The following is a 21,193-nucleotide window of genomic DNA, read 5'->3' as shown; positions in this document are numbered from 1 at the left end:
GTGCGGCGCGCCGGGGGCGCGGCCGCGGGGGACGGCGCGCCAGGGGTGCGACCGCGGAGGACGATGCTGATCGAGTGGACCTCTCAGAGGGCGTCTCGAGATCCACTCCCGACGGACTTCGCGCGTGATCGAGCGGTCCTCGGGTGCCTGGCGAGTCGGGCGACCGCGCCCGGACATGCTGATCGGGCAGCCCTCGGAGAGGGAGTTTCGAGATCCACGCCCGACCGATTTCGCGGCTGATCGAGCAGCTCGCGGGCACAGACCGAGTCGGGCGACCGCGCACAGACCTGCTGATCGGGCAGCCCTCGGAGAGGGCGTGTCGAGATCCTCCCGACGAGCGCGCCGGGTGCTCCGCGCCGCCCCCGCGTCGAGTCGGCGGCGGCGGCGGCGGGGAGCGGCAGCGGGCTACAGGGTGGGGGAGACGCCCACGAGGCGGCTGGAGAGGGTCCAGAGGTCGTGGGCGAGAGCGCGGTCTCGGGCCTGGGGGTTCAGGGAGCCGTGCGGTGTCAGCTGGTCGAAGTAGGTGCCGCTGGCGGCACCGACGTCGGGCTCGGAGGCGAGGGTGATCAGCGGTACCGCACCCGCCTCGGCGGAGATGCCGAAGGAGCCGACCGAGAGGCTCGTCATCAGCTTCATCATCGTGCTGTCGGCACCGAAGCTCGTCGAGACGACGCCCGGGTGGAACGAGTACGCGTCGACCGACGTCGTCAGCAGACGCTCCGCCAGCTCGCGGATGAAGAGGATCGTCACCAGCTTCGACGTGCCGTACGCCCGCCAGCCGCCGAGCCACGGACCCCGGCGGTTGTCGAGGTCGTCGAGCCTCAGGCGACCGAAGCGGTTCGCGAGGCTCGCCGTGGAGACGACGCGGACGCCGGCCCGCTCCGTCGAGGTCTCGATCATCCGCGGGAGCAGGAGCCGCGTGAGCAGGAACGGCGCGAGGTGGTTGCTCTGGATCGTCCGCTCGTGGCCGTCGACCGTCTCGGCGCGGTGGGAGACGAGCCCGCCCGCGTTGTTCGCCAGCACGTCGATCCGCTCGTAGCGCTCGAGGAGGCCGTCGGCCAGGGCGCGGACGTCGTCGAGCCGGTCGAAGTCGGCCAGGAACGCGTCCCCTCCCACGTCGGCGGCGACCGCGCGGGTGCGCTCGGGGTTCCGCCCGACCACGGCCACGCGGGCACCGGCGGACGCTAGCGCTCCCGCCGCGACCCGGCCGATGCCGGAACTGGCTCCGGTGAGGACGACGACGCGCCCTGTCATGTCAGTGACCACGGAGATATCCGCCCTTCTCGAGACCGGCTTCGATCTCGAATCGATTGCGCAGCGGATCGCGACCCGCCACCGTGTACGCGAACGGGAACCACATCCCGTAGAGCCGCCACTGCTCCTTGTGCACGGCCTCGTGCTCGAGGACGCTGTCGGAGACGTTGGTGCCCGTGAGGTAGCTCGTGCCGACGCAGGACCCTCCGCGGCCGAACGCCCAGGAGGGCAGACCGGTGAAGACGACGAGGCCGTGGCTGCGCCGGATCGGGCCCGTGCTCCACAGCGCGCCCCAGGCGAGTCCGACCGCGCACGCGAAGAGGTAGCCGGGCCGGGTGATCGCCGGATCCAGGGCCACCGTCGCGACGGCTCGACGGAGCGCGCTCACGCGCTGTCGCGTCCGTAGGTCTCGAGCAGCCGCAGCCAGACCTCGCTGATCGTCGGATAGGAGGGGACCGCGTGCCAGAGGCGCGAGAGCGGCACCTCGCCGACGACGGCGATCGTCGCGGAGTGGATCAGCTCGCCGACCTCCTTGCCGACGAAGGTGACGCCGAGGACGACCTTCCGGTCCTCGTCCACGACCATCCTCGCGGTGCCCGTGTAGCCGTCGGCGGCGAGGGCGGCGCCGGCGACCGAGCCGATCTCGTAGTCGACGACGCGGGTGCGGTAGCCGGCCTTCTCGGCGGCCGCGGCGGTGAGGCCGACCGACGCGACCTCGGGGTCGGTGAAGACGACCTGCGGTACGGCCTCGTGGTCCGCGGTCGCGACGTGCGCTCCCCAGGGGGCGTCGTGGACCTCGGCACCGGTGGCGCGCGCGACGATCACGTCGCCGGCCGCACGGGCCTGGTACTTGCCCTGGTGCGTGAGCAGTGCGCGGTGGTTCACGTCGCCGACCCCGTAGAGCCACGGACGCCCGCCGCCGAGGGGAGCACCGTCGCCGCCCAGCACGAGCATCGTGTCGTCGACCGTCAGCGAGGAGCCGGGCTCGAGGCCCACCGTCTCGAGGCCGACGTCGCGGGTGTGCGGGGCGCGGCCGGTCGCGGCGAGCACCTGGTCGGCCTCGATGACGTCGCCGCCCTCGAGCGTCACCGCCACGGTGCCGTCGGACCGGCGCTCGACCGAGACGGGCGAGTCGCCGAGGCGCAGGTCGACGCCGAGCTCCTGGAGCGCCGAGCCGACGAGCTCGCCGGCGAAGGGCTCGAACGGCGCGAGGAGTCCGCTGCGGGCGACGAGCGTGACGGAGGAGCCCATGCCGGCGTAGGCGGTCGCCATCTCGGTCGCGACGACTCCGCCGCCGATGACGACGAGGCGCGGCGGCACCTCCTCGGCCGAGGTGGCCTCGCGGCTCGTCCAGGGGGATGCCGCGCGCAGGCCAGGGATGTCGGGGACGACGGCGGTGGTGCCGGTCGCGACGGCGACGGCGGAGCGGGCGCGGAGCACGCGCACCTCGCCGTCGGGTCCGGTCACGGTCACCTCGCGCTCGCCGCTCAGGCGGCCGTGCCCGCGGACGAGCTCGATGCCGGCGCCCTCGAGCCACTGCACCTGGCCGTGGTCGTCGAAGTGGCTGGTGAAGGAGTCGCGGCGGGCCAGGAGCGCGGGCACGTCGACTCCTCCGCTCACCGCCTGCGCCGCGCCGGGGAGATCACGGGCGGCGCGGAGCGCCATCGGCGGCCGCAGCAGCGCCTTCGAGGGCATGCACGCCCAGTAGGAGCACTCGCCCCCGACGAGCTCGCTCTCGACGACGGCCGCGGTGAGGCCGCCCTGGACCGCGCGGTCCGCGAGGTTCTCGCCCACCGGCCCTGCTCCGATGACGATGACGTCGAACTCGTCCGTCGTGCTGCTCATGCTGTCTCCCTGGGGTTCTCGGAGGCGTCGAGCCCCGTCGTCGGTGGGTGCCCGGCGCTCAATGCGCCGGCACGATCTCGGCCCGCCAGCCGTCGTAGCGGCCGCCGTGGCTCTCGACCGCCTCGATCACCTGGCGGAGGAACGCGGTGGTCGACTCCTCGTCGACCGCGGCGTGGTGGCTCGCGACGAGGACCTGCCTCAGCCTCAGCCGCGAGATCGCGATCTGGAAGCCGGAGGCCACGAGGACGCGCCCGGCCCGTCGTGCGGTGCTGCGGCGGGAGAAGACGGCGAAGTGGTCGACCTCGCGCAGCTCCCACACCTGGTCGCCGTAGCGGAGCCGGATCTCGAGCTGCTGCGCGGCGCGCTCCTGCTGCGCCTCGAGGGAGGAGCCGCCGGGCGCCGTGACGGTGGTGCTCTCGTCGCTCATCGTCCGGTGAACTCCGCCGTCGTGCGCTGGAGGAAGGCCTCGGTGCCGATGCGCGCATCCTCGGACGCCGCGAGACGCGCGAGCGCCCCGGGGAGCGCGGCCGCGGCCTCGGCGTCGGACGCGGCGACCGCGAGCCGGGCACTGGCCAGGGCGGCCTGCACGGCGAGCGGCGCCTGCGCGGCGATCCGGGCGGCCAGAGCCCAGGCCGCCTCGGCGACCGTCCCGTCGGGGACGACCTGCTGCACGAGGCCGATGCGGTGGGCCTCCTCGGCGTCGAAGAGGTCGCCGGTGAGGATCCAGCGCATCGCGTCGCCCCAGCCGACGGCGCGGGGGAAGCGCAGCGTCGCTCCGCCGAAGGGCAGGATGCCGCGGGCGACCTCGATCTGGCCGAAGCGGGTGGACCGCTCGGCGAGGACGACGTCGCTCGCGAGCGCGAGCTCGATGCCGAGCGTGAGGCAGGTGCCCTGGAGGCCGATGACCACCGGCTTGCTCACGGGGCGGGTGCGCAGGCCCCAGGGGTCGAGACCGCCCTCGGGCACGAAGTCGAGGCCGTCGGAGCCCAGGCGGGGCCCGATGTCGGCGAGGTCGAGCCCGGCCGTGAAGTGCCCGCCCTCGGCGAGGACGACGCCGGCGCGCAGCTCCGGGTCGCGGTCGAGCTCGCCGTACGCGGACGCCAGCTCCGCGAGCAGCCGCAGATCGGCGGCGTTGCGCTTCTCGGGCCGGTCCAGCACGATCGCGAGCACGGTCCCGCGCCGCTCGGTGCGCACGCGCGGTCTCTCGTCGCTCATCGTTCCTCCGCTCGGTCGCGTCCGACCATCTTGCCGGGTGCCGCCGACACGCGCTCGGGCTTGCGCGCCGATGGCAGGGCTCTCTCAGGCCCCGCGGGACAGAGCGCCGAGGAGGCGGAGGATCGTGGGCAGGTCGTCCTCGGCCGCGGTCGGCGACGACGGGGCGAACGAGGTGACGCCGGCGCCCGCGAGCGGGAAGCGGGACCGGAGGGCGTCGAGGCTCGCGACGAGGCGCGAGGCGGGAACGCCGAAGGGCACCGGGTCGAACAGCCCGGCGAGATCGGCGGGGTCGAGCACGTCCAGATCGAGGTGCACGTAGACGGAGGCGGCACCGGTCGCCTCGACCGCCGCGACGAGCGACTCCGGGTCGAGGGCGTCCGCGGGCAGCACCGCGGCGCCCCGCTCGACCAGCCGCTCGAGCTCGCCGTCGTCGGCGGAGCGGACACCTCCGAGGACGACGCGCTCGTCGGCCACCCGCTCCTCGGCGCCCGCGCTCAGGAGGCCGACGCCGCGTCCCAGCGCGGCCGAGAGGACCATGCCGCAGAAGGCGCCGCTGGGGGAGGACTCGGGAGTGTGCGCGTCCGGGTGGGCGTCGAGCCAGACCAGCGCGACCGGGCCCGGTGCCGAGCGCACGGCGTGCCCGATCGCCGCGAACTCGACGCCGCAGTCGCCGCCGATCGTGATCACGGGACCGGTGCGGCCCGAGAGGGCCTCGCGCACCCGCTCGGCGACGGTGGCGACCGAGGCGTAGCGGCGGATGCCGGTGTCCTGGGCGTCGCCCGCCTCGGCGGGGATGTCGAGGGTCGTGGTGGCGGAGGAGGGCAGATCGCCCCGGATCGCCTCGGCTCCGTCGACGAGGCGCATCGCGCGCGTCGACGCCGAGCCCTGCCACTGGGGGACGACGAGGAAGGAGGCCATGTCCCTCACTATGGCACGCGCGCCGGCGCCGGGTGCCTGCGTGCTCAGGCCGCGGGCAGGCCTCCGGGGACGGCTGCTGGGCGGAGCGACGGGGGTGCGCCGTCGAGGTCGACCAGGGCCTCGTCGAGCGCGGAGCGGGCGCGGTCGGCGGCGGCGCGGGCCTCGTCCAGAGCGCCGGCCGGATCGCCTGCCGCACGGCGCACCGCGGTGTCCAGCTGCCCGAGCGTCTCCTCCGCGAGGATCCGGGGTGCCGCGGTGATGCGCTCGCCGTGCACGGCGGCCAGGAGCAGCACCGACTCGGCGCCGAGCCGGGCCGCGGTGCGCGCCGCCTCGAACAGCAGGAGCTGGCGCTCGGCCTGGGCGCGCGGCTCGCGGTACCCGGAGACGACGGCGTCCAGAGCGGAGTCGGCGTCGAGCAGCAGGACCAGCAGCGCGGCCGGATCGTGGCGGGCGCCGGCCGACCGGGCGTCGTCGGCGTCGAGGAGGAGCGACCGTGCCGCGGCGCACGCGACGGCCACGTCGGCGGCGGAGGCGAGCTGCCCCGAGGTGCGCAGGTCGGAGAGGGTGGCGGCCCGCTCCAGGTCGTCCCGCACGGAGCGCTCGACGCCGCTCAGCTGCACCTCGGCGCGGGTCACGAGCCCGACCAGCGAGTCGACCGCGTCGAGCAGGGCGTCGGGATCGGGGGAGCCGCCGGCGGCGACGTGCTCGACGGCCTCGCGCAGCGGTCGGACCCGGCGCTCGGGAGTGGTCCCGGCGAGGACGGAGACCTCGGAGCGCGCCTGCTGCACGCGCTCCGGGAGGGACGGGCTCGGCGAGGTCACTCCGTGATCGTACGGCCGGAGTGTGACACCGCGTGACACGGCGGTTCGACCGGCGGCGGCGGCGTGCCCAGGATGGAGTCATGACCCGCTCGCTCGCCATCGTCGAGGTCGCCCGCGTGCGACCGGGCCGCGAGGAGTACCACGCCTACGTGCAGATCCTGAACGGCCGCATCCTCGCCCTCGCGCACGAGCGCGGCTGGCGGGCGGAGCGCTTCGCCGCCGAGGAGCTGGGCACGGAGGAGCTGCTGGCGCGCACGGCGGGGGCGGACGCCCTCGTCCTCGCGGGCGGCGAGGACATCGCTCCCGAGCAGTACGGCGCCGACCGCGGCTACCCAGCCGAGGGCCCCCACGCGGAGCGCGCGGATGCCGCCCAGATCGCGCTGGTGCACCGGGCACTGGCCCGCCGGACCCCGCTGCTGGGCATCTGCCGCGGCCTGCAGATCGTCAACGTCGCGCTCGGCGGCACGCTGGTGCAGGACCTGGGTCCGGAGGCGGAGCACGTCAACGCGGCGGCCCCCGCTCACCAGCGCATGCACCGGCACGAGGTCGGGCTCGCTGCGGGCTCCGTGCTCGGCGGGCTCTTCGGGTCCGAGGCGCTCGCGGTGCAGAGCGCGCACCACCAGGCGGTCGACCTGCTCGCTCCGGGGCTGCGGGTCGTCGCCCGGGCGGAGGACGGCGTGATCGAGGCCGTCGAGCACGTCGCGGCCCCCCTCGTGGGCGTGCAGTGGCACCCCGAGGACCCGGACGCTCCCGCCGGTCAGCTGGCGACGCTGCTCGACGGGCTGGCGCTCGCCGCCGCCCGCGGGGAGTTCGCGCTGCCCCTCGCCGCCTGAGCGGCCGGGGCTCCCCGTGGGCGACCGGGCTCAGCGGGCCAGTCGGGCCATCCACGCCTCGATGTCGTCGGCCGAGCGCGGGATGCCGGCCGAGAGGTTCTCGGCGCCGTCGGCGGTGACGAGCACGTCGTCCTCGATCCGGACGCCGATGCCGCGTAGCTCCTCCGGGACCGTGAGGTCGTCGGGCTGGAAGTAGAGGCCGGGCTCGATCGTGAAGACCATGCCCTCCTCGACCAGTCCGTCGAGGTACATCTCGCGCCGTGCCCGGGCGCAGTCGTGCACGTCGAGCCCGAGGTGGTGGCTGGTGCCGTGGACCATGTAGCGGCGGTGCTGCTGGTTGTCGGCCTCGAGCGCCTCCTCGGCGCTGACCGGCAGCAGGCCCCACTCGGCGGTGCGTCGCGCGATGACGGCCATCGCCGCGGCGTGAACCTCGCGGAAGCGGATGCCGGGTCGGACGATCGCGAACGCGGCGTCGGCCGCCTCCCGCACCGTCTCGTGAACCTGGCGCTGGGCGTCCGTGTAGCGGCCGTCCACCGGGAAGGTGCGCGTGATGTCGGCGGTGTAGTAGCTGTCCTGCTCGACGCCGGCGTCCAGCAGCACCAGCTGGCCGGGGCGCACCGGCCCGTCGTTGCGCGTCCAGTGCAGGATGCAGGCGTGGGGGCCCGCCGCGGCGATGGTGTCGTAGCCGACCGCGTTGCCGTCGGCGCGCGCGCGTCCGTTGAAGACGCCCTCGATCAGGCGCTCGCCCTTCTCGTGGGCGATGATGCGCGGCAGGTCGGAGAGGACGTCCTCGAAGCCGCGGCCCGTCGCGTCGACGGCGGCGCGCAGCTCGCGGATCTCGTAGGCGTCCTTGACCAGGCGGAGCTCGGCGATGTCGCGCTCGAGCGCCGCGTCGCGGTCCGCCCGCTCGTCGGCCTCGACCGCGTCGAGACGGCCGGTCACCGCCGGGTCCGCCTCGCGCAGCACGGCGAGGGGGACGCCGTCGTGCGCGTCGAGGACCGCGTCGAGCTCGGCGATCCCGCGGGTGGCGAGGCCGAGATCGCTCGCGACCTGCGCGAGCGACGGGCGCGGCCCGATCCAGAACTCGCCGATCTCGGGGTTGGCGTAGAACTCGTCGGAGTCGCGGCCCGCGCGCTCGCGGAAGTAGAGCGTCGCGCTGTGGCCGGACGCGGCGGGCTCGAGGACGAGGACCGCGCCGGGCTCGGAGTCGGAGCCCCAGCCGGTGAGCCAGGTGAAGGCCGAGTGCGCACGGAAGGGGTAGTCGGTGTCGTTCGCGCGCTGCTTGAGGCGGCCCGCCGGGACGACGATGCGCACGCCGGTGTGCAGCGCGGAGAGGCGCTCGCGGCGGGAGGCGGCGAAGGACGCCTGCTCGCGCGGAGCAGGCAGCGGCTCCTCCCGCTCGGCCCAGCCGGACGCGATGAAGTCGCGGAAGCGGTCGGAGGCGGGGGTCGTCGAGCGGTTCGCGGTGGCGCGGGGGCGCGGGGCGGCGGCGGGGTCGGGCGTCTGAGCGGCGGTCCGCTCCTCCGTGTTCGTCATGACTCCCATTGTCCTCCTCCGCACGGCCGCGGGGGCCGCCACGGGCCGGGCGGGGGAGGAGGACGGGGAGTCGGCGCCGGGGAGGAGCGTCAGGACGCGTCCTTCACCATCCCGCGGACCGAGAGCTGGACGACCAGCGGCCGGTGGTCGCTCCCGGCGTCGTCGCGGTCGTCGACGACCTGGTAGCCCGAGACCTCCCAGCGTCCGGAGAAGAGGACGTGGTCGATCGGGGCGCCGAGCGCGGGCGGGACCGAGGACGGCCAGGTGCCCAGGGCGGCGCCGCCCGCGACGGTCCCCGCGTCGCGGCAGCCGCCCAGCGCGGCCGAGCCCGGCAGCCCGGTCCAGTGGTCGACCGTGGAGTTCAGATCGCCGAGGACCACGACGTCCTCCTCCGCGGAGCAGAGCGCGGAGACCGAGAGCAGATCGCTCCGCCACTCCGCGAGGCGCGAGGGGATCGGCGCCATGGTGTGCACCGCGGCGAGGACGGGGCGCTCGGGAGTGTCGGGGCGTGCGACGAGGGACGGTGTCGATCCGGTGACGACCGCGGCGGTGTCGACGCTGTAGCCGCCGAGCGAGGGGGAGAGCAGCAGGGCCGCCCCGTCGTCGGCGCCCGACCCGGCGTAGTGGAGGGTCATCGACATCCCCTGGGCGCTGAGCGCGTTCACGACGTCCTGCGCGTGCGTCTGCGAGACCTCGAGGAGGGCGATGCCGTCGACCGCGCTCTCCCGGGCGAGCGAGGCGATCGTGTCGACGGGCACGCCGTCGTGCAGCACGTTCCAGGTCGCGAGGCGCACGTCGGCGAGGCGGTGGGCGCGCGGAGCGGCGGAGTCGTAGCCCCGCGCTCCCTGCACTCCCGCGAGCACGAGCGCGAAGACGACGCCGAGCGCCGCGAGGGCCAGCGCGAGGCGCCTGACCGGAGCGACGAGGACCGCGATCACGACCAGGACAGCGGCGAGCCCGACGGCCGCCGCGCCCGTCGCGAGCCGGAACGGCACCAGCTGGGCGAAGGGGGCCTCCCGGGCGATCCCGAAGAAGCCGGGCGCCGCGACCACCAGCAGAGCGATCGCCACGATCACCGCCACCGCGGTCTTCACCAGTCTCGTCCCCATCGCCGCCCAGGCTACTAGGGCATCGGAGGGCTCGCAGGCGGCGCGTCTACGATGAGCGCATGCATGTCGACGGGGGCCGTTACGACCTCCACACCCACTCCGTCGTCTCCGACGGCACCGAGGCTCCGGCCGTCCTGGTGCGGGCCGCGGCCGCGGCCGGGCTCGCCGGAGTGGCGCTCACCGACCACGACACGACCGGCGGCTGGGCCGAGGCGCTCGCCGCGGCCGAGGAGGCGGGCATCGACCTGCTGCCCGGCATGGAGCTCTCCTCCCGCGTCGGCTGGGCCAGCGTCCACGTCCTCGCGTACCTCGTCGATCCGGCGGATCCGGGGCTCGTGGCCGAGACCGCGCGCATCCGCTCGGCCCGCACGCACCGCGCGGAGGCGATCGTCACCGCGATCGCGGCCGACTACGACCTCACCTGGGACGACGTCCTCGCCCAGACCAGCCCGGGCACGACCATCGGGCGTCCGCACATCGCCGACGCGCTCGTCGCCCGCGGCCTGGCCACCGACCGCTCCGCGGCCTTCGCGGGGATCCTCGACTGGCGCGGCGGCTACTACCGCCCGCACTACGCGCCCGACCCGGTCGACGCCGTGCGCCTGGTCCGCGCGGCGGGCGGGGTCCCGGTCATCGCGCACCCGGCCGCGAGCGCCCGCGGGATCGCGGTCGAGTCGATCCTCCCGCAGCTCGTCGACGCCGGCCTGTTCGGCCTCGAGGTCGAGCACCGCGAGAACACGGCCGACGGCAAGCGCCGCCTGCGCGAGCTCGCCGAGCAGTACTCGCTCGTCACCACGGGCTCGAGCGACTACCACGGCACGGGCAAGCCCAACCGCCTGGGCGAGAACACGACCGCGCGCGCGACCGTCGACGCGATCCGCTCCTCCGCCCGCTGAGTCGCGGAGAGCCGCTGACAGGCGGAGAGCCGCCGGATCACCGTGACCGCTGAGGGGCGGAGAGCCGCTGAGTCGCGTGGGGACACCGCTGAGTCGCGGGAGAGCCGCTGAGACGCCGGGAGCCCGCCCTCCCGCGACGGATCGCGGGGGGACGGGCTCGGGGCGCGGAGGCTCAGGCCTGCGCGTCGGGGCGCGGCGAGCGGCGGCGCGACCGGGTGCGGCGGCGCGGCTCGCTGTTGCCGTCGTGGTGCTCCTTGCTCTCGCTCGAGGGAGCGGGGCCGGTCTGCTGCGGAGCGGTCGAGTCGGCGGAGTCGGAGCGGGTGCGGCGACGCGGCGGCCGGTCGCCCCGCTCGGAGCGCTCGCCGCGGTCGGAGCGCTCGCCCCGGTCCGGGCGCGCGTCGGCCTTGGCCTCGGCGGGGATCGGGGTCGGCTTCAGCCGTCCCTTGGTCCCCGCGGGGATGTCGAGGTCGGTGTAGAGGTGCGGCGACGACGAGTAGGTCTCGACCGGGTCGGGCTGGCCGAACTCCAGCGCCCGGTTGATGAGGGCCCACTTGTGCAGGTCCTCCCAGTCGACGAAGGTCACCGCGATGCCGGTCTTGCCCGCGCGCCCGGTGCGGCCGACGCGGTGCAGGTAGGTCTGGTCGTCGTCCGGGATCGTGTGGTTGATCACGTGGGTGACGTCGTTCACGTCGATGCCGCGCGCGGCGACGTCGGTGGCGATCAGGATGTCCTTCTTGCCGGCCTTGAACGCCGCCATCGCGCGCTCGCGCTGCTCCTGGTTGAGGTCTCCGTGCACGGCCGCCGCGTTGAAGCCGCGGTCGTTGAGCTCCTCGACGATGCGGGCCGCGGCGCGCTTCGTGCGGGTGAAGATGACGGTCTTGCCGCGGCCCTCGGACTGCAGGATGCGCGCGATGACCTCGTCCTTGTCGAGCGAGTGCGCCCGGTAGACGATGTGCTTGATGTTCGCCTGCGTGATGCCCTCGTCGGGGTCGGTCGCGCGGATGTGGATGGGCTTGTTCATGAAGCGGCGGGCGAGCGCGACGATCGCGCCCGGCATCGTCGCCGAGAAGAGCATGGTGTGGCGGGTGGGCGGCGTCTGCGCGAACAGCTTCTCGATGTCCGAGAGGAAGCCCAGGTCGAGCATCTTGTCGGCCTCGTCGAGGACCATCACCTGCACGTTGGCGAGCGAGAGCAGGCGCTGCCCGGCGAGGTCCAGGAGGCGGCCGGGGGTGCCGACGACGATCTGCGCGCCGGCCTTCAGCTGCTCGATCTGGCCCTCGTAGGCCTTGCCGCCGTAGATCGAGACGATCTTGGTCGGCCGGTTGGAGGCGGCCAGCTCGATGTCCTCGGTGACCTGCACGGCGAGCTCGCGGGTCGGGACGACGATGAGCGCCTTGACGCCCGGCTCCGGGTCGGTGCCGAGGGCCTGGATGAGGGGGAGGCCGAAGCCGAAGGTCTTGCCGGTGCCGGTCTTGGCCTGGCCGATGATGTCCTGCTTCTGCAGGGCCAGGGGGATCGTCTGCTCCTGGATGGGGAACGGCTCGAGGATGCCCTTGGCGGCGAGTGCGGCGACGATGTCGTCGTCGATGTTCAGATCGGAGAAAGTCACGGAGTGAAGCGCCTGTCGTGTCGAACGGTCTACGCCCCTGTACGACTCCGGGCGCAGGGTCACCGATCCAGCGCCGGTGACATCCCGGCGAGTCTACTGCTCCCGGCCCCGCCGGCCCCGGAACCCCGCTCCTCCGGCGCCCTATGCTGAGGAAATGGCTGCCTGGTTCCGACGTCGACGTCCCCTGCTCGAGGTGCCCCGCCTGACGCCCCGCGGGGAGTCGAGCCAGAAGCGCGACCGCGTCGACCTCGCCGACCTCACCCCCGAGGTGCTGCCCTACCTCGGCCAGGTCGCCTACCTCCAGCTCGCGGTGTTCGAGGTGCTGGCGCGCGCCGTCGCCGAGACCGACGACCTCGCGGACAAGGAGGCCATCTCCTCCGCCGCCGGCACGGCGCTCGCGAAGCACCACGCGGTCGTCGCCGAGCTGCGCCGCCGCGACGTGGAGCCCGGCGAGGCCATGACTCCGTTCCGCCCCGCGATCGACACCTTCGAGCGGCTCACCCGCGGTGCGGACCTCCACGAGACGCTGCTCTCGGCGTACATCACGGCGGGCCTGCTCGACGACTTCTTCATCCGCCTCACCGGCGGGCTGCCCACCGACGTGGGGCCGCGCATCGCGCAGACACTCGGCGCGGACACGGGCGTCGACGGCGTGATCGCGATCCTCCGCCGCGAGATCGCCGCGGACGAGCGCCTGGGCTCGCGCCTGGCCGTCTGGGGCCGCCGCCTGGTGGGCGACACCCTCCTCGTGGCGCGCTCCGCGCTGATGGGGTCGGGCAACCACGACTCCGACGAGTCGCGGATCGAGCCGGTGTTCACCGAGCTCATCGCCTCGCACACGCGCCGGATGGACGCGCTGGGGCTCACGGCCTGACGGTTCCCGGCGTCGCACTGCGCCGGAATCCGGAACGACGGAGGCGCGGAAGTCCGAGGACTCCCGCGCCTCCGGCTCGGATCAGGGGGCGACGCGTCCCGAGAGCATCGCCTGCAGGGAGGCCTCGTCGCGGCGGGCGCGGCTGCGCCCGAGCGAGAGGCCGACCGGGACGACGACCACGGCGGTCGCGACGAGGGACAGGACCCAGATCAGGCCGCCGTCCCACCGCAGGCCCGCCCAGGTCAGTGCGACCCAGACGACTGCGGCGACGAGGCCGCCGATCGCCGGGACCAGCACGGAGCCGTGCAGGTGCCGGTGCGGCAGCCCGTAGCGCGCGGCGAGACCGATCAGGACCCCGAACAGGGTGATGAAGAGGAGCTCCACGACGTGTCCGCCCGGGACGCTCTAGGCGACGAAGCCGACGCGGCGCGACTCCTCGGAGCCGACCTCGACGAAGGCGATGGTGGCGGTCGGGACGATGTAGATCTTGCCCTTCTCGTCGCGGAGGCGGAGGACGGCGGTGCCGGCCTCGAGAGCGGTGGTCACCGTCTTCTCGACCTCGGTCACGGACATCGACGACTCGAAGTTGAGCTCGCGCGGGGTGTTGACCATTCCAATACGGATTTCCACCAGCAGTGCCTTTCGGGAGGGGACGAGGGTGTCAGGATACGGGACCGCGCTCGGACGACCGCGCCGGTTTCGCGGTGAGCGGAGCGGGCGGCCGGGGCTCCCGGCGGGGACGGGCGGGAGTGTCGGACCCGGTGGCTACCGTGGTCGTGTGACCGCTCCCGCGACCCCCGCTCCCTCCACCGCAGCCTCCGTCGGCGAGGCGCTCCCGGGCGAGCCCGCGGTCGTGCTGGACGACTCCCAGCGCGCGGTGCTCGCGCTGCCCGAGGGCCGCAGCGCCGCCGTGCTCGGGGCGCCGGGGACGGGCAAGACCACGACGGTCGTCGAGCTGGTCGCCGAGCGCGTCCTCGAGCGGGGGTACCCGCCCGAGTCGGTCGTGGTGCTCGCGGCCAGCCGCACCGCCGCCACCGCCCTGCGCGACGTGCTCGCCCTGCGGCTGGGAGTGCCGACCCGGGGCCCGCTCGCCCGGACCGCGACCTCGCTCGCGTTCGAGGCGGTCACCTCCTCCGCCAAGGAGCGCGGCCTCGAGCGGCCGACCCTCCTGACCGGCGGCGAGCAGGACGCCCTCCTCTCGGAGCTCGTCGAGGGCCACCTCGAGGAGGGGACCGGCCCGCGGTGGCCGGAGGAGTTCAGCCCCGAGGTGCTGCGGCTGCGGACCTTCCGGACCGAGCTCCGCGAGTTCGGGATGCGGGCGACCGAGCACGGGCTCGACTCGGACGCGATCCGCGCCCTCGGGGTCGACGCCGAGCGAGGGGAGTGGAGCGCGGCGGCCGACGTGCTCGACGAGCTGCGCGAGGTGGTCGAGTGGATGGCGCCCCAGGCGGGCACCCGTCTGGACGCGGCGGAGTTCGCGGCCTACGCGGCCGAGGCGATCCGCGCCGGCGAGGGCGGCGAGCGGATCGACGCGCTGCGCCTCGTCGTCGTCGACGACCTCCAGGAGGCGAGCGAGTCGACGCTCGTGCTGCTGCGGGCGCTGACGGAGCGCGGGGTGACCGTGATCGCGCTGGGCGATCCGGACGTGGCGACCAGCGCCTACCGCGGCGCGGCCTCCGACACGCTCGGCCGGTTCGCCGCGAGCATCGGCGCGTCCGACGTCGAGACGCTGGTGCTCGCGCGCGTGCACCGCCACTCGGCCGCGCTGCGGGCGGTCGTGTCGGCGGCCACCGAGCGGATCGGCACCGCGGCGGCCGGCCGGCAGCGGGCGGCGGTCGCGGCTCCGGCCCCCGACGCGGGCCCGGCACCCGTCCTGGTGCTGCACGCCCCGACGGCGGCGCGCGAGGCGGCGACGGTGGCGCGGCTGCTGCGCGAGCGGCGGCTGCGCGACGGAGTGCCGTGGCGGCGGATGGCGGTCGTCGTCCGCTCCGGAGCCGCGGTCCAGCCGCTGGTGAAGGCGCTCGCGGTGGCGGAGGTGCCGACCCGCTCCGTGCTCGCCGGACGGGCGCTGCGCGACGATCACGCGGCCCGGGCGCTGCTCGTGCTGGTCGGCGTCGCGATCGGCGAGCGGCCCCTCGATGCGGAGCTCGCGGCGGAGCTGCTGCTCGGCCCTTTCGGCGGGGTCGACCGGCTGGGGCTGCGCAGGCTCCGGCTCGCGCTCCGGGCGGAGGAGCTGGCCGGCGGCGGCATCCGCGCGAGCGACCCGCTGCTGGTCGAGGCCCTCGCCGCGCCCGGCCGATTCGCGACCATCGACTCCGCTCCCGCCCGGCAGGCCGAGCGGCTGGCCGTGACGATCGACCGGGTCCGCCGCCTGCACGAGGAGGGGGGCTCGATCGAGGAGCTCCTGTGGTCGGCGTGGGAGTCCAGCCGCGTCGCGTCCTCCTGGCGCGAGCTCGCCCTCGGCACCGGCCTGACCGCCGCCGAGGCCAACCGCAACCTCGACGGCGTGGTCGCCCTCTTCAGCGCCGCGCGCCGGTTCGTGGAGCGGGCGACCGGGCACTCCGCGATCGGCTTCGTCACCGAGATCCTCGAGGCGGAGGTGCCCGAGGACACTCTCGCTCCGCGCTCCGTCGAGGACGCGGTCCTCATCGGCACGCCCTCCTCCGTCGTCGGCCTCGAGTTCGACGTCGTGGTGGTGGCGCGGCTGCAGGACGGCGTCTGGCCCAACCTCCGCCAGCGCGGCTCGCTGCTCGATCCGGACGGCCTGCTGCGGCACGCCCGCGGCGAGGGCGGACTGCCGCTCGACGCCCGCAAGGCCACTCTCGACGACGAGCTCCGGATGTTCGCCCTGGCCGCCTCCCGCGCCCGGCGGCAGCTGGTGCTCAGCGCCGTCGCGGGCGAGGACGAGACGCCCTCCCTCTTCTTCCGGCTCACTCCGCCGGACGCGCCGCGGCTCGATCCGGCCTCCGCGGTGCCGCTCACGCTGCGCGGGGCGGTGGCGGCGCTGCGCCGGACCGCCACCACACCGGACTCGACCGAGGCTCCCGCCGCCATCCGAGGGCTCAGCGCCCTGGCGCTCGCGGAGGTCCCCGGCGCCGACCCCTCCTCCTGGTCCGGGGTGCTCGAGCCCTCGACCACGGAGCCGCTCTTCGACGTCGGCGACCCCGAGCGTCCCGTCTCCGTCTCGCCGAGCCGCCTCGAGGCCTTCGAGCGGTCCCCTCTGGACTGGTTCGTCGACGCCGTCTCCGGCTCCACGACGAGCACGGCGATGGGCGTCGGCACCCTCGTGCACTGGGTCCTCGAGAACGCCGAGCGGCCCGATCCGCAGGAGCTGTGGGCGGCTCTCGAGTCGCGGTGGCCCGAGCTGGTCTTCGAGTCGCCCTGGCTGGGGGAGCGGCAGAAGCGCGTCACACGGCGGCTGATCGACGGCCTCGCGGGCTATCTCGCCGACTTCGAGCGCGGGGGAGGCGTGGTGCTCGGCCGCGAGCAGCAGTTCGAGCTCGACGTCCCGCCCGCCCGGGTGCGCGGCTCGATCGACCGCGTCGAGCGCGCGGCCGACGGCTCCGTCACGATCGTCGATCTCAAGACGGGCCGCAGCACTCCCCGCAAGGACGACATCGCCGAGCACGCGCAGCTGGGCAGCTACCAGCTCGCCGTCGCCGAAGGCGCGATCGAGGCGGCCGACCCGGCCGACGGGGGAGGCGCGAAGCTGCTCTTCGTGGCGACGGGCGTGCGCGGGAAGCCGTACCGAGAGGTGGTCCAGGAGCGCTTCGGCGAGGAGGAGCTGGAGCGGCTGCGCGAGCGCGTCCGCGCCGCGGCCCTGGGCATGGCGGCGGCGGGCTTCTCGGGCCTGCTCGACGCGACCCCGTTCTCGCCCGGCGACGCCCTGCGGTACCGCATCCACGCGGTGCCCGAGGTCCCGGGGGACGGACTCCTGGCGATCGACGAGGTCGACGAGACAGAGGACCTGGAGGACTCCGAGGAGCCGGGTCCCGATGCGCCGGCCGATCCTTCCGGCCCCGCCGACCCCGACTCCTCCGCCGTCCTCGAGGAGGAGCTGCCGTGATCGACGCCCTGACCATCGCCGAGCGCCTCGACCTGCGCCCGCCCACCGCCGAGCAGCGCGCCGTCATCGAGGCGCCGCTCGAGCCTGCCCTGGTGGTCGCCGGTGCCGGCAGCGGCAAGACCGAGACGATGGCGAACCGCGTCCTCTGGCTCCTCGCGAACGGCCACGCGGCGCCGTCGGAGGTGCTCGGCCTCACCTTCACCCGCAAGGCGGCGGCCGAGCTCGGCGAGCGCATCGGGCGGAGGATCGACCAGCTCGGCGCGGCGGGCCTGCTCCCGCTCGCGCCCGGGCAGTCGGCGCCCGACCCGTTCGAGGCCGCCACCGTCTCGACCTACAACGCCTTCGCGAACACGATCTTCCGCGACAACGCGGCCCTGATCGGCCGCGAGGGGGATGCGACCGTGCTCTCCGAGGCCTCCGCCTGGCATCTCGCGCGGGGAGTCGTGGCCGACACGGCCGATCCGCGCATCCTCGAGGTGGAGGCGGGCATCGACCGGCTGACCGACCTCGTCGTCTCGCTCGCGCACGACCTCGCCGACAACCTCGCCGATCCGGCCGCGGTCGCCGCGTTCGCCGAGGACTTCCTCCGCCTGGGCGAGCTGCCGCGCGGAGGCAGCGGCTCGGGGCTCTACCGCGAGCTCGAGAAGGCGCTGCAGGCCGTGGGCGCGCTGCCGGTGCTGACGGCGCTCGCCGAGCGCTTCCAGGAGGCGAAGGCCGAGCGCGGCTTCGTCGAGTTCTCGGACCAGGTGGCCCTCGCGCTGCGGATCGTCGACCGGGTGCCGCGGATCGTGGACGAGCACCGCGCGAGGTACCGGGTGGTGCTCCTCGACGAGTACCAGGACACCTCCGTGCTGCAGACCCGCCTCCTCTCGCGGCTCTTCGCCGGGCAGGGAGTGATGGCCGTGGGCGACCCGCACCAGTCGATCTACGGCTGGCGCGGTGCGAGCGCCGAGGGGCTCGGCCGCTTCGGCACCGATTTCGGGGGAGCGGGCCGCTTCTCCCTCAGCACGAGCTGGCGCAACGGCCGCCGCGTGCTGACCGCCGCGAACGCGATCGTGGAGCCGCTGTCGGCGGGGAGCGCGGTCGCGGTCGACACGCTGAGCGCGGGTCCTCAGGCCTCCGAGCACCCGGTCGAGCTCACCTTCCCCGAGACGATCGAGGAGGAGGCGGACGACGTCGCCGCCTGGTTCGCCGGGCGGCTGCGCGAGAACGCCGAGCCGCCGTCGGCCGCGGTGCTCTTCCGGGTGCGCGCGCACATGGACCGCTTCGCCGCCGCGCTGGCGAAGCACGGCGTCCGGTACCACATCCTCGGCATCGGGGGCCTGCTGCGGCAGCCCGAGATCGCCGACCTCGTCGCCGCGCTCACCGTCGTCGAGGATCCGGCCGCCGGCAGCGAGCTCGTCCGCCTCCTGGCCGGCGCCCGCTGGCGTCTGGGCGTCCGCGACCTCAAGGCGCTGCGCGACCTCGCCTCGTGGCTCGCGGCGCGCGACCACGCGCACCGGCTGCTCCCGGAGGAGGTGCGCGAGCGGATGCGCGCGTCCGTCACCGAGGGCGAGGGCGGCTCGATCGTCGAGGCCCTCGACTTCATCGCGGCGCGCCGCCCCGGCGACGACGGGCGGATCGACCACTCCGCGCTCGGCGGGTTCAGCGCCGAGGGCCTGCGGCGCCTGCACGAGGCGGGCACCCTGTTCGCCCGGCTGCGCGCCCGGGCCGGGCTCGACCTCCTCGACTTCGTCACCCTGGTCGAGCAGGAGCTGGGCCTGGACATCGAGGTCGAGGCGAACGAGTCGCGCGGGGACGGCCGCGCCAACCTCGAGGCCTTCCGGGAGGCGGTGGCCGGGTACCTGCAGACGGACGACCGCGGCGCCGGCACCGGCTCCTCCCTCCGCGGATTCCTCCGCTGGCTCGTCCTCGCGGACAAGCGCGACGGCCTGGCCCCGCGACCGGAGGACCCGGAGCCGGGGACGGTGCAGCTGCTGACGATCCACGGCTCCAAGGGTCTGGAGTGGGACCTCGTCGCCGTCCCGCGGATGGTCGACGGCGAGCTCCCCGGCACGCCGGTCGAGGGCTTCCGCGGGTGGGTCAGACTGGGCGCGATGCCCTACGCGTTCCGCGGCGACGCCGCCGAGCTCCCCGATCTCGCCTGGCGCGGCTGCAGCACGCAGAAGGAGGTCGTCGACGCGATCGGAGCGTTCGGCGACACCCTCCGCGAGCGCAACGAGGCGGAGGAGCGGCGTCTCGCCTACGTGGCCGTCACGCGGGCGCGTCACCACCTCCTGCTCAGCGGCTCGTGGTGGGCCGGCCAGGCCAAGCCGCGCGGACCGGGCGTCTTCCTCCGCGACCTCGAGGAGGCCGGCACGATCCCGCCGCTGCCGACCGAGCCCGCGAACGAGGAGAACCCGCTCGAGCGGGCCCCGCGCACGTTCCGCTGGCCCCACGATCCGCTCGGCTCCCGCGGCGACCGGGTCCGCGCCGCCGCCGCCCGGGTCCGCAGCGCCGAGCCCGCTCTGCTCGGAGCGCGCGGCGACGACATCCGCCTGCTGCTCGCCGAGCGGGCGGTGCGGCTGGCCGGGGGCGAGCGCACGCCGCTGCCCACCCGCATCCCCGCCTCCCGGTTCAAGGACATCGTCAGCACTCCGGACGAGGTCGCCGCGCAGCTGCGCCGGCCGATGCCGGAGCGCCCCTACCGGCAGACCCGGCTCGGCACGACCTTCCACTCCTGGGTCGAGAACCGCTTCGGCGTCCAGGGCGGGGCGGAGGCGGTCGACACCTTCCCCGACGAGCTCGACGACGCCGGCCCCGCGTCCGTCGAGCAGGAGCGGCTCGACGCCCTGATCGCCACGTTCGAGCGCTCGGAGTGGGCCGACCGGCGCCCGGAGGCGGTCGAGATCGAGATCCACCTCCAGCTCGCCGGCCACGTCGTCGTCTGCAAGCTCGACGCGGTGTACCCGACGGAGGACGGCGTGCAGATCGTCGACTGGAAGACCGGGCGGGCGCCGAAGGACGCCGCCGACCTCGAGCTCAAGCAGTTCCAGCTCGCGCTGTACCGGCTCGCCTACTCGCGCTGGCGGGGAGTGCCGCTCGAGAGCGTCGACGCCGTGTTCTACTTCGTCGCCGATGACCTCGTGCTGCGGCCCGAGCGGTTCTACTCCGAGCGCGAGCTCGCGGAGTCGCTCTCCTCGGCGACGGGAGCGAGCCCGCGGCCGTGAGCGGAGGAGCCCGTGCGGGCTCCCGGCGTGCGGTTGAGCAGCTCCTCGACCTCCGAGACCTCCAGCACCGGGCCGGTGTCGGTCGAGAGGGGCGCGGAGAGGTCGCCCAGCACGCTGTCGACCAGCGTGTCCAGCATGGCGACCGCGTCGTCCACGATGGCGGAGTCGTCGGTCTCGGTGCCGTGCAGCAGCCAGCGGGCGAGCTCGAGCTCGGCGTAGAGCTGAGCGCGCTGGCGGATCGTGCGGTCCACTGCTCCCGCGCGCATCCGGGAGTAGGCGGAGAGCGCCGTCTCGGAGCCCGGGGCGCTCAGCAGCCAGTGCAGGTCGCGGGCCGGGTCGCCGACCCGCAGCGCCGCCCAGCCGAGCACGGCCGCGACGACGTCGCCCGAGCGGAGGAAGGAGTCGGCGGTCATCGAGCCGTTCACCACGGTCGGGTCGAACTGCCAGAGCGCCTCGTCGGAGGAGGCCGACTCCCAGCGCGCGACGAGCGCCGCCGGGACGTGGCCGGTGTCGGCCGCGCGCTCGATCACCGCGACCGTCTCGTTCACGCTGTCGCGCGCGGTCGCGATCGGCAGGCCCGCCTCCTGGACGAAGGACACCGGGAGCGAGTGGATCGCCCCGATGGCCCGGCCGATCGAGTCCGCGAGCCCGCTCTGCGCGGCCACGTCGTCGATGAGGACGCGATCTCCCTCGAGGTACTCGTAGACGACCGCGCGGGTGCCGTCGAACGGCGTCTGACCCACGCTCTCCTGCAGATCGAAGGGCAGGCGGCTGCGGATGCCGGCGGTCAGCGCCCGGAGCGCGACGAGGTCGCCGAGCTGCTCCTGCTCCGCGAGCGCGGACGTGGGCACGCGCACGACGAGGCGGGCGCCCTCGCGCGTCGTCAGCAGGGCGGAGTCGAAGTCGCCGTGCGTCGAGGAGGTGAAGGGGCGCGCGGAGCGGACGTCGAGGCCCTCGACGGCCGAGGTGGCCAGCGCGGCTAGAGTGAGATGGGATCTGGCCATGGTT

At 74.9% G+C, this 21,193-nt stretch carries 18 protein-coding genes; 5 read left to right on the top strand and 13 right to left on the bottom strand.

Features of this window, described 5'->3' with window-relative positions; genetic code table 11:
* Positions 1-405 precede the first annotated feature (405 nt).
* The 7 genes from C5D50_RS14880 to C5D50_RS14850 form a co-directional block, all read right to left on the bottom strand.
* The gene (locus C5D50_RS14880) at positions 406-1,266 is read right to left on the bottom strand and encodes an SDR family NAD(P)-dependent oxidoreductase (RefSeq protein WP_258069640.1); all 861 of its coding nucleotides are present in this window, start codon (positions 1,264-1,266) and stop codon (positions 406-408) included.
* A complete protein-coding gene (locus C5D50_RS14875) occupies positions 1,256-1,642 on the bottom strand; it encodes a Fe-S oxidoreductase (protein ID WP_104227423.1) in 387 nt (128 codons plus the stop codon). The genes C5D50_RS14880 and C5D50_RS14875 overlap by 11 nt, the downstream gene beginning before the upstream one ends.
* Positions 1,639-3,099 carry an NAD(P)/FAD-dependent oxidoreductase gene (locus tag C5D50_RS14870; protein WP_104225031.1) on the bottom strand — a complete coding sequence of 487 codons (1,461 nt, stop codon included), beginning with the start codon at positions 3,097-3,099 and terminating at the stop codon, positions 1,639-1,641. The genes C5D50_RS14875 and C5D50_RS14870 overlap by 4 nt, the downstream gene beginning before the upstream one ends.
* Positions 3,100-3,157: 58 nt before the next feature.
* Positions 3,158-3,526, bottom strand: a complete 369-nt coding sequence (locus C5D50_RS14865) for a ribonuclease E inhibitor RraB (protein ID WP_104225032.1) — start codon at positions 3,524-3,526, stop codon at positions 3,158-3,160.
* On the bottom strand, positions 3,523-4,314 hold the full coding sequence (locus C5D50_RS14860) for a crotonase/enoyl-CoA hydratase family protein (RefSeq protein ID WP_104256199.1): 792 nt from the start codon (positions 4,312-4,314) through the stop codon (positions 3,523-3,525). The genes C5D50_RS14865 and C5D50_RS14860 overlap by 4 nt, the downstream gene beginning before the upstream one ends.
* A gap of 84 nt (positions 4,315-4,398) precedes the next feature.
* Entirely contained in the window at positions 4,399-5,232 is an 834-nt protein-coding gene (locus tag C5D50_RS14855; RefSeq protein ID WP_104248221.1) for an arginase family protein, read from the bottom strand.
* 44 nt (positions 5,233-5,276) lie between these two features.
* The gene (locus tag C5D50_RS14850) at positions 5,277-6,053 is read right to left on the bottom strand and encodes a hypothetical protein (RefSeq protein WP_104283847.1); all 777 of its coding nucleotides are present in this window, start codon (positions 6,051-6,053) and stop codon (positions 5,277-5,279) included.
* 80 nt (positions 6,054-6,133) lie between these two features.
* Here C5D50_RS14850 and C5D50_RS14845 point away from each other — a divergent pair, with 80 nt between their 5' ends.
* Positions 6,134-6,886, top strand: coding sequence for a gamma-glutamyl-gamma-aminobutyrate hydrolase family protein (locus C5D50_RS14845; RefSeq protein ID WP_104225036.1), 753 nt, complete (start codon positions 6,134-6,136; stop codon positions 6,884-6,886).
* A gap of 30 nt (positions 6,887-6,916) precedes the next feature.
* Here the strand turns inward: C5D50_RS14845 and C5D50_RS14840 are convergent, their stop codons facing one another.
* A complete protein-coding gene (locus C5D50_RS14840; protein WP_258069639.1) occupies positions 6,917-8,422 on the bottom strand; it encodes an aminopeptidase P family protein in 1,506 nt (501 codons plus the stop codon).
* 89 nt (positions 8,423-8,511) lie between these two features.
* Positions 8,512-9,531 (bottom strand): endonuclease/exonuclease/phosphatase family protein, encoded by a 1,020-nt coding sequence (locus C5D50_RS14835; protein ID WP_104256196.1) that lies wholly within the window; start codon positions 9,529-9,531, stop codon positions 8,512-8,514.
* Between the two features lie 59 nt (positions 9,532-9,590).
* On the opposite strand from C5D50_RS14835, the gene C5D50_RS14830 reads away from it, so the two are divergent.
* Positions 9,591-10,427 carry a PHP domain-containing protein gene (locus C5D50_RS14830; RefSeq protein ID WP_104224845.1) on the top strand — a complete coding sequence of 279 codons (837 nt, stop codon included), beginning with the start codon at positions 9,591-9,593 and terminating at the stop codon, positions 10,425-10,427.
* Positions 10,428-10,599: 172 nt separating this feature from the next.
* Here C5D50_RS14830 and C5D50_RS14825 read toward each other — a convergent pair whose 3' ends face one another.
* On the bottom strand, positions 10,600-12,036 hold the full coding sequence (locus C5D50_RS14825) for a DEAD/DEAH box helicase (protein WP_104224844.1): 1,437 nt from the start codon (positions 12,034-12,036) through the stop codon (positions 10,600-10,602).
* A gap of 154 nt (positions 12,037-12,190) precedes the next feature.
* Here C5D50_RS14825 and C5D50_RS14820 point away from each other — a divergent pair, with 154 nt between their 5' ends.
* Positions 12,191-12,910: a ferritin-like fold-containing protein gene (locus C5D50_RS14820; protein WP_104224843.1), complete on the top strand. Its 720-nt coding sequence runs from the start codon at positions 12,191-12,193 to the stop codon at positions 12,908-12,910.
* Between the two features lie 81 nt (positions 12,911-12,991).
* On the opposite strand, the gene C5D50_RS14815 is transcribed toward C5D50_RS14820, so the two are convergent.
* Together C5D50_RS14815 and C5D50_RS14810 are read right to left on the bottom strand one after the other, a co-directional pair.
* Positions 12,992-13,294: a hypothetical protein gene (locus tag C5D50_RS14815; protein WP_104283842.1), complete on the bottom strand. Its 303-nt coding sequence runs from the start codon at positions 13,292-13,294 to the stop codon at positions 12,992-12,994.
* Between the two features lie 21 nt (positions 13,295-13,315).
* Positions 13,316-13,540: a DUF3107 domain-containing protein gene (locus C5D50_RS14810; RefSeq protein WP_104224841.1), complete on the bottom strand. Its 225-nt coding sequence runs from the start codon at positions 13,538-13,540 to the stop codon at positions 13,316-13,318.
* A gap of 148 nt (positions 13,541-13,688) precedes the next feature.
* On the opposite strand from C5D50_RS14810, the gene C5D50_RS14805 reads away from it, so the two are divergent.
* Entirely contained in the window at positions 13,689-16,976 is a 3,288-nt protein-coding gene (locus C5D50_RS14805) for an ATP-dependent DNA helicase (protein WP_104283841.1), read from the top strand.
* A complete protein-coding gene (locus C5D50_RS14800) occupies positions 16,973-20,185 on the top strand; it encodes an ATP-dependent DNA helicase (protein WP_104283840.1) in 3,213 nt (1,070 codons plus the stop codon). Before C5D50_RS14805 ends, C5D50_RS14800 begins: the two co-directional genes overlap by 4 nt.
* Here the strand turns inward: C5D50_RS14800 and C5D50_RS14795 are convergent.
* A complete protein-coding gene (locus tag C5D50_RS14795) occupies positions 20,122-21,189 on the bottom strand; it encodes a phosphotransferase (protein WP_104247824.1) in 1,068 nt (355 codons plus the stop codon). The two genes, C5D50_RS14800 and C5D50_RS14795, sit on opposite strands and share 64 nt — an antisense overlap.
* Positions 21,190-21,193 lie beyond the last annotated feature (4 nt).

Origin of the sequence: Rathayibacter sp. RFBD1, assembly GCF_002932915.1 — a bacterium.
Taxonomy (GTDB): domain Bacteria; phylum Actinomycetota; class Actinomycetes; order Actinomycetales; family Microbacteriaceae; genus Rathayibacter.
This window is presented reverse-complemented; position numbering and strand designations above follow the sequence as displayed.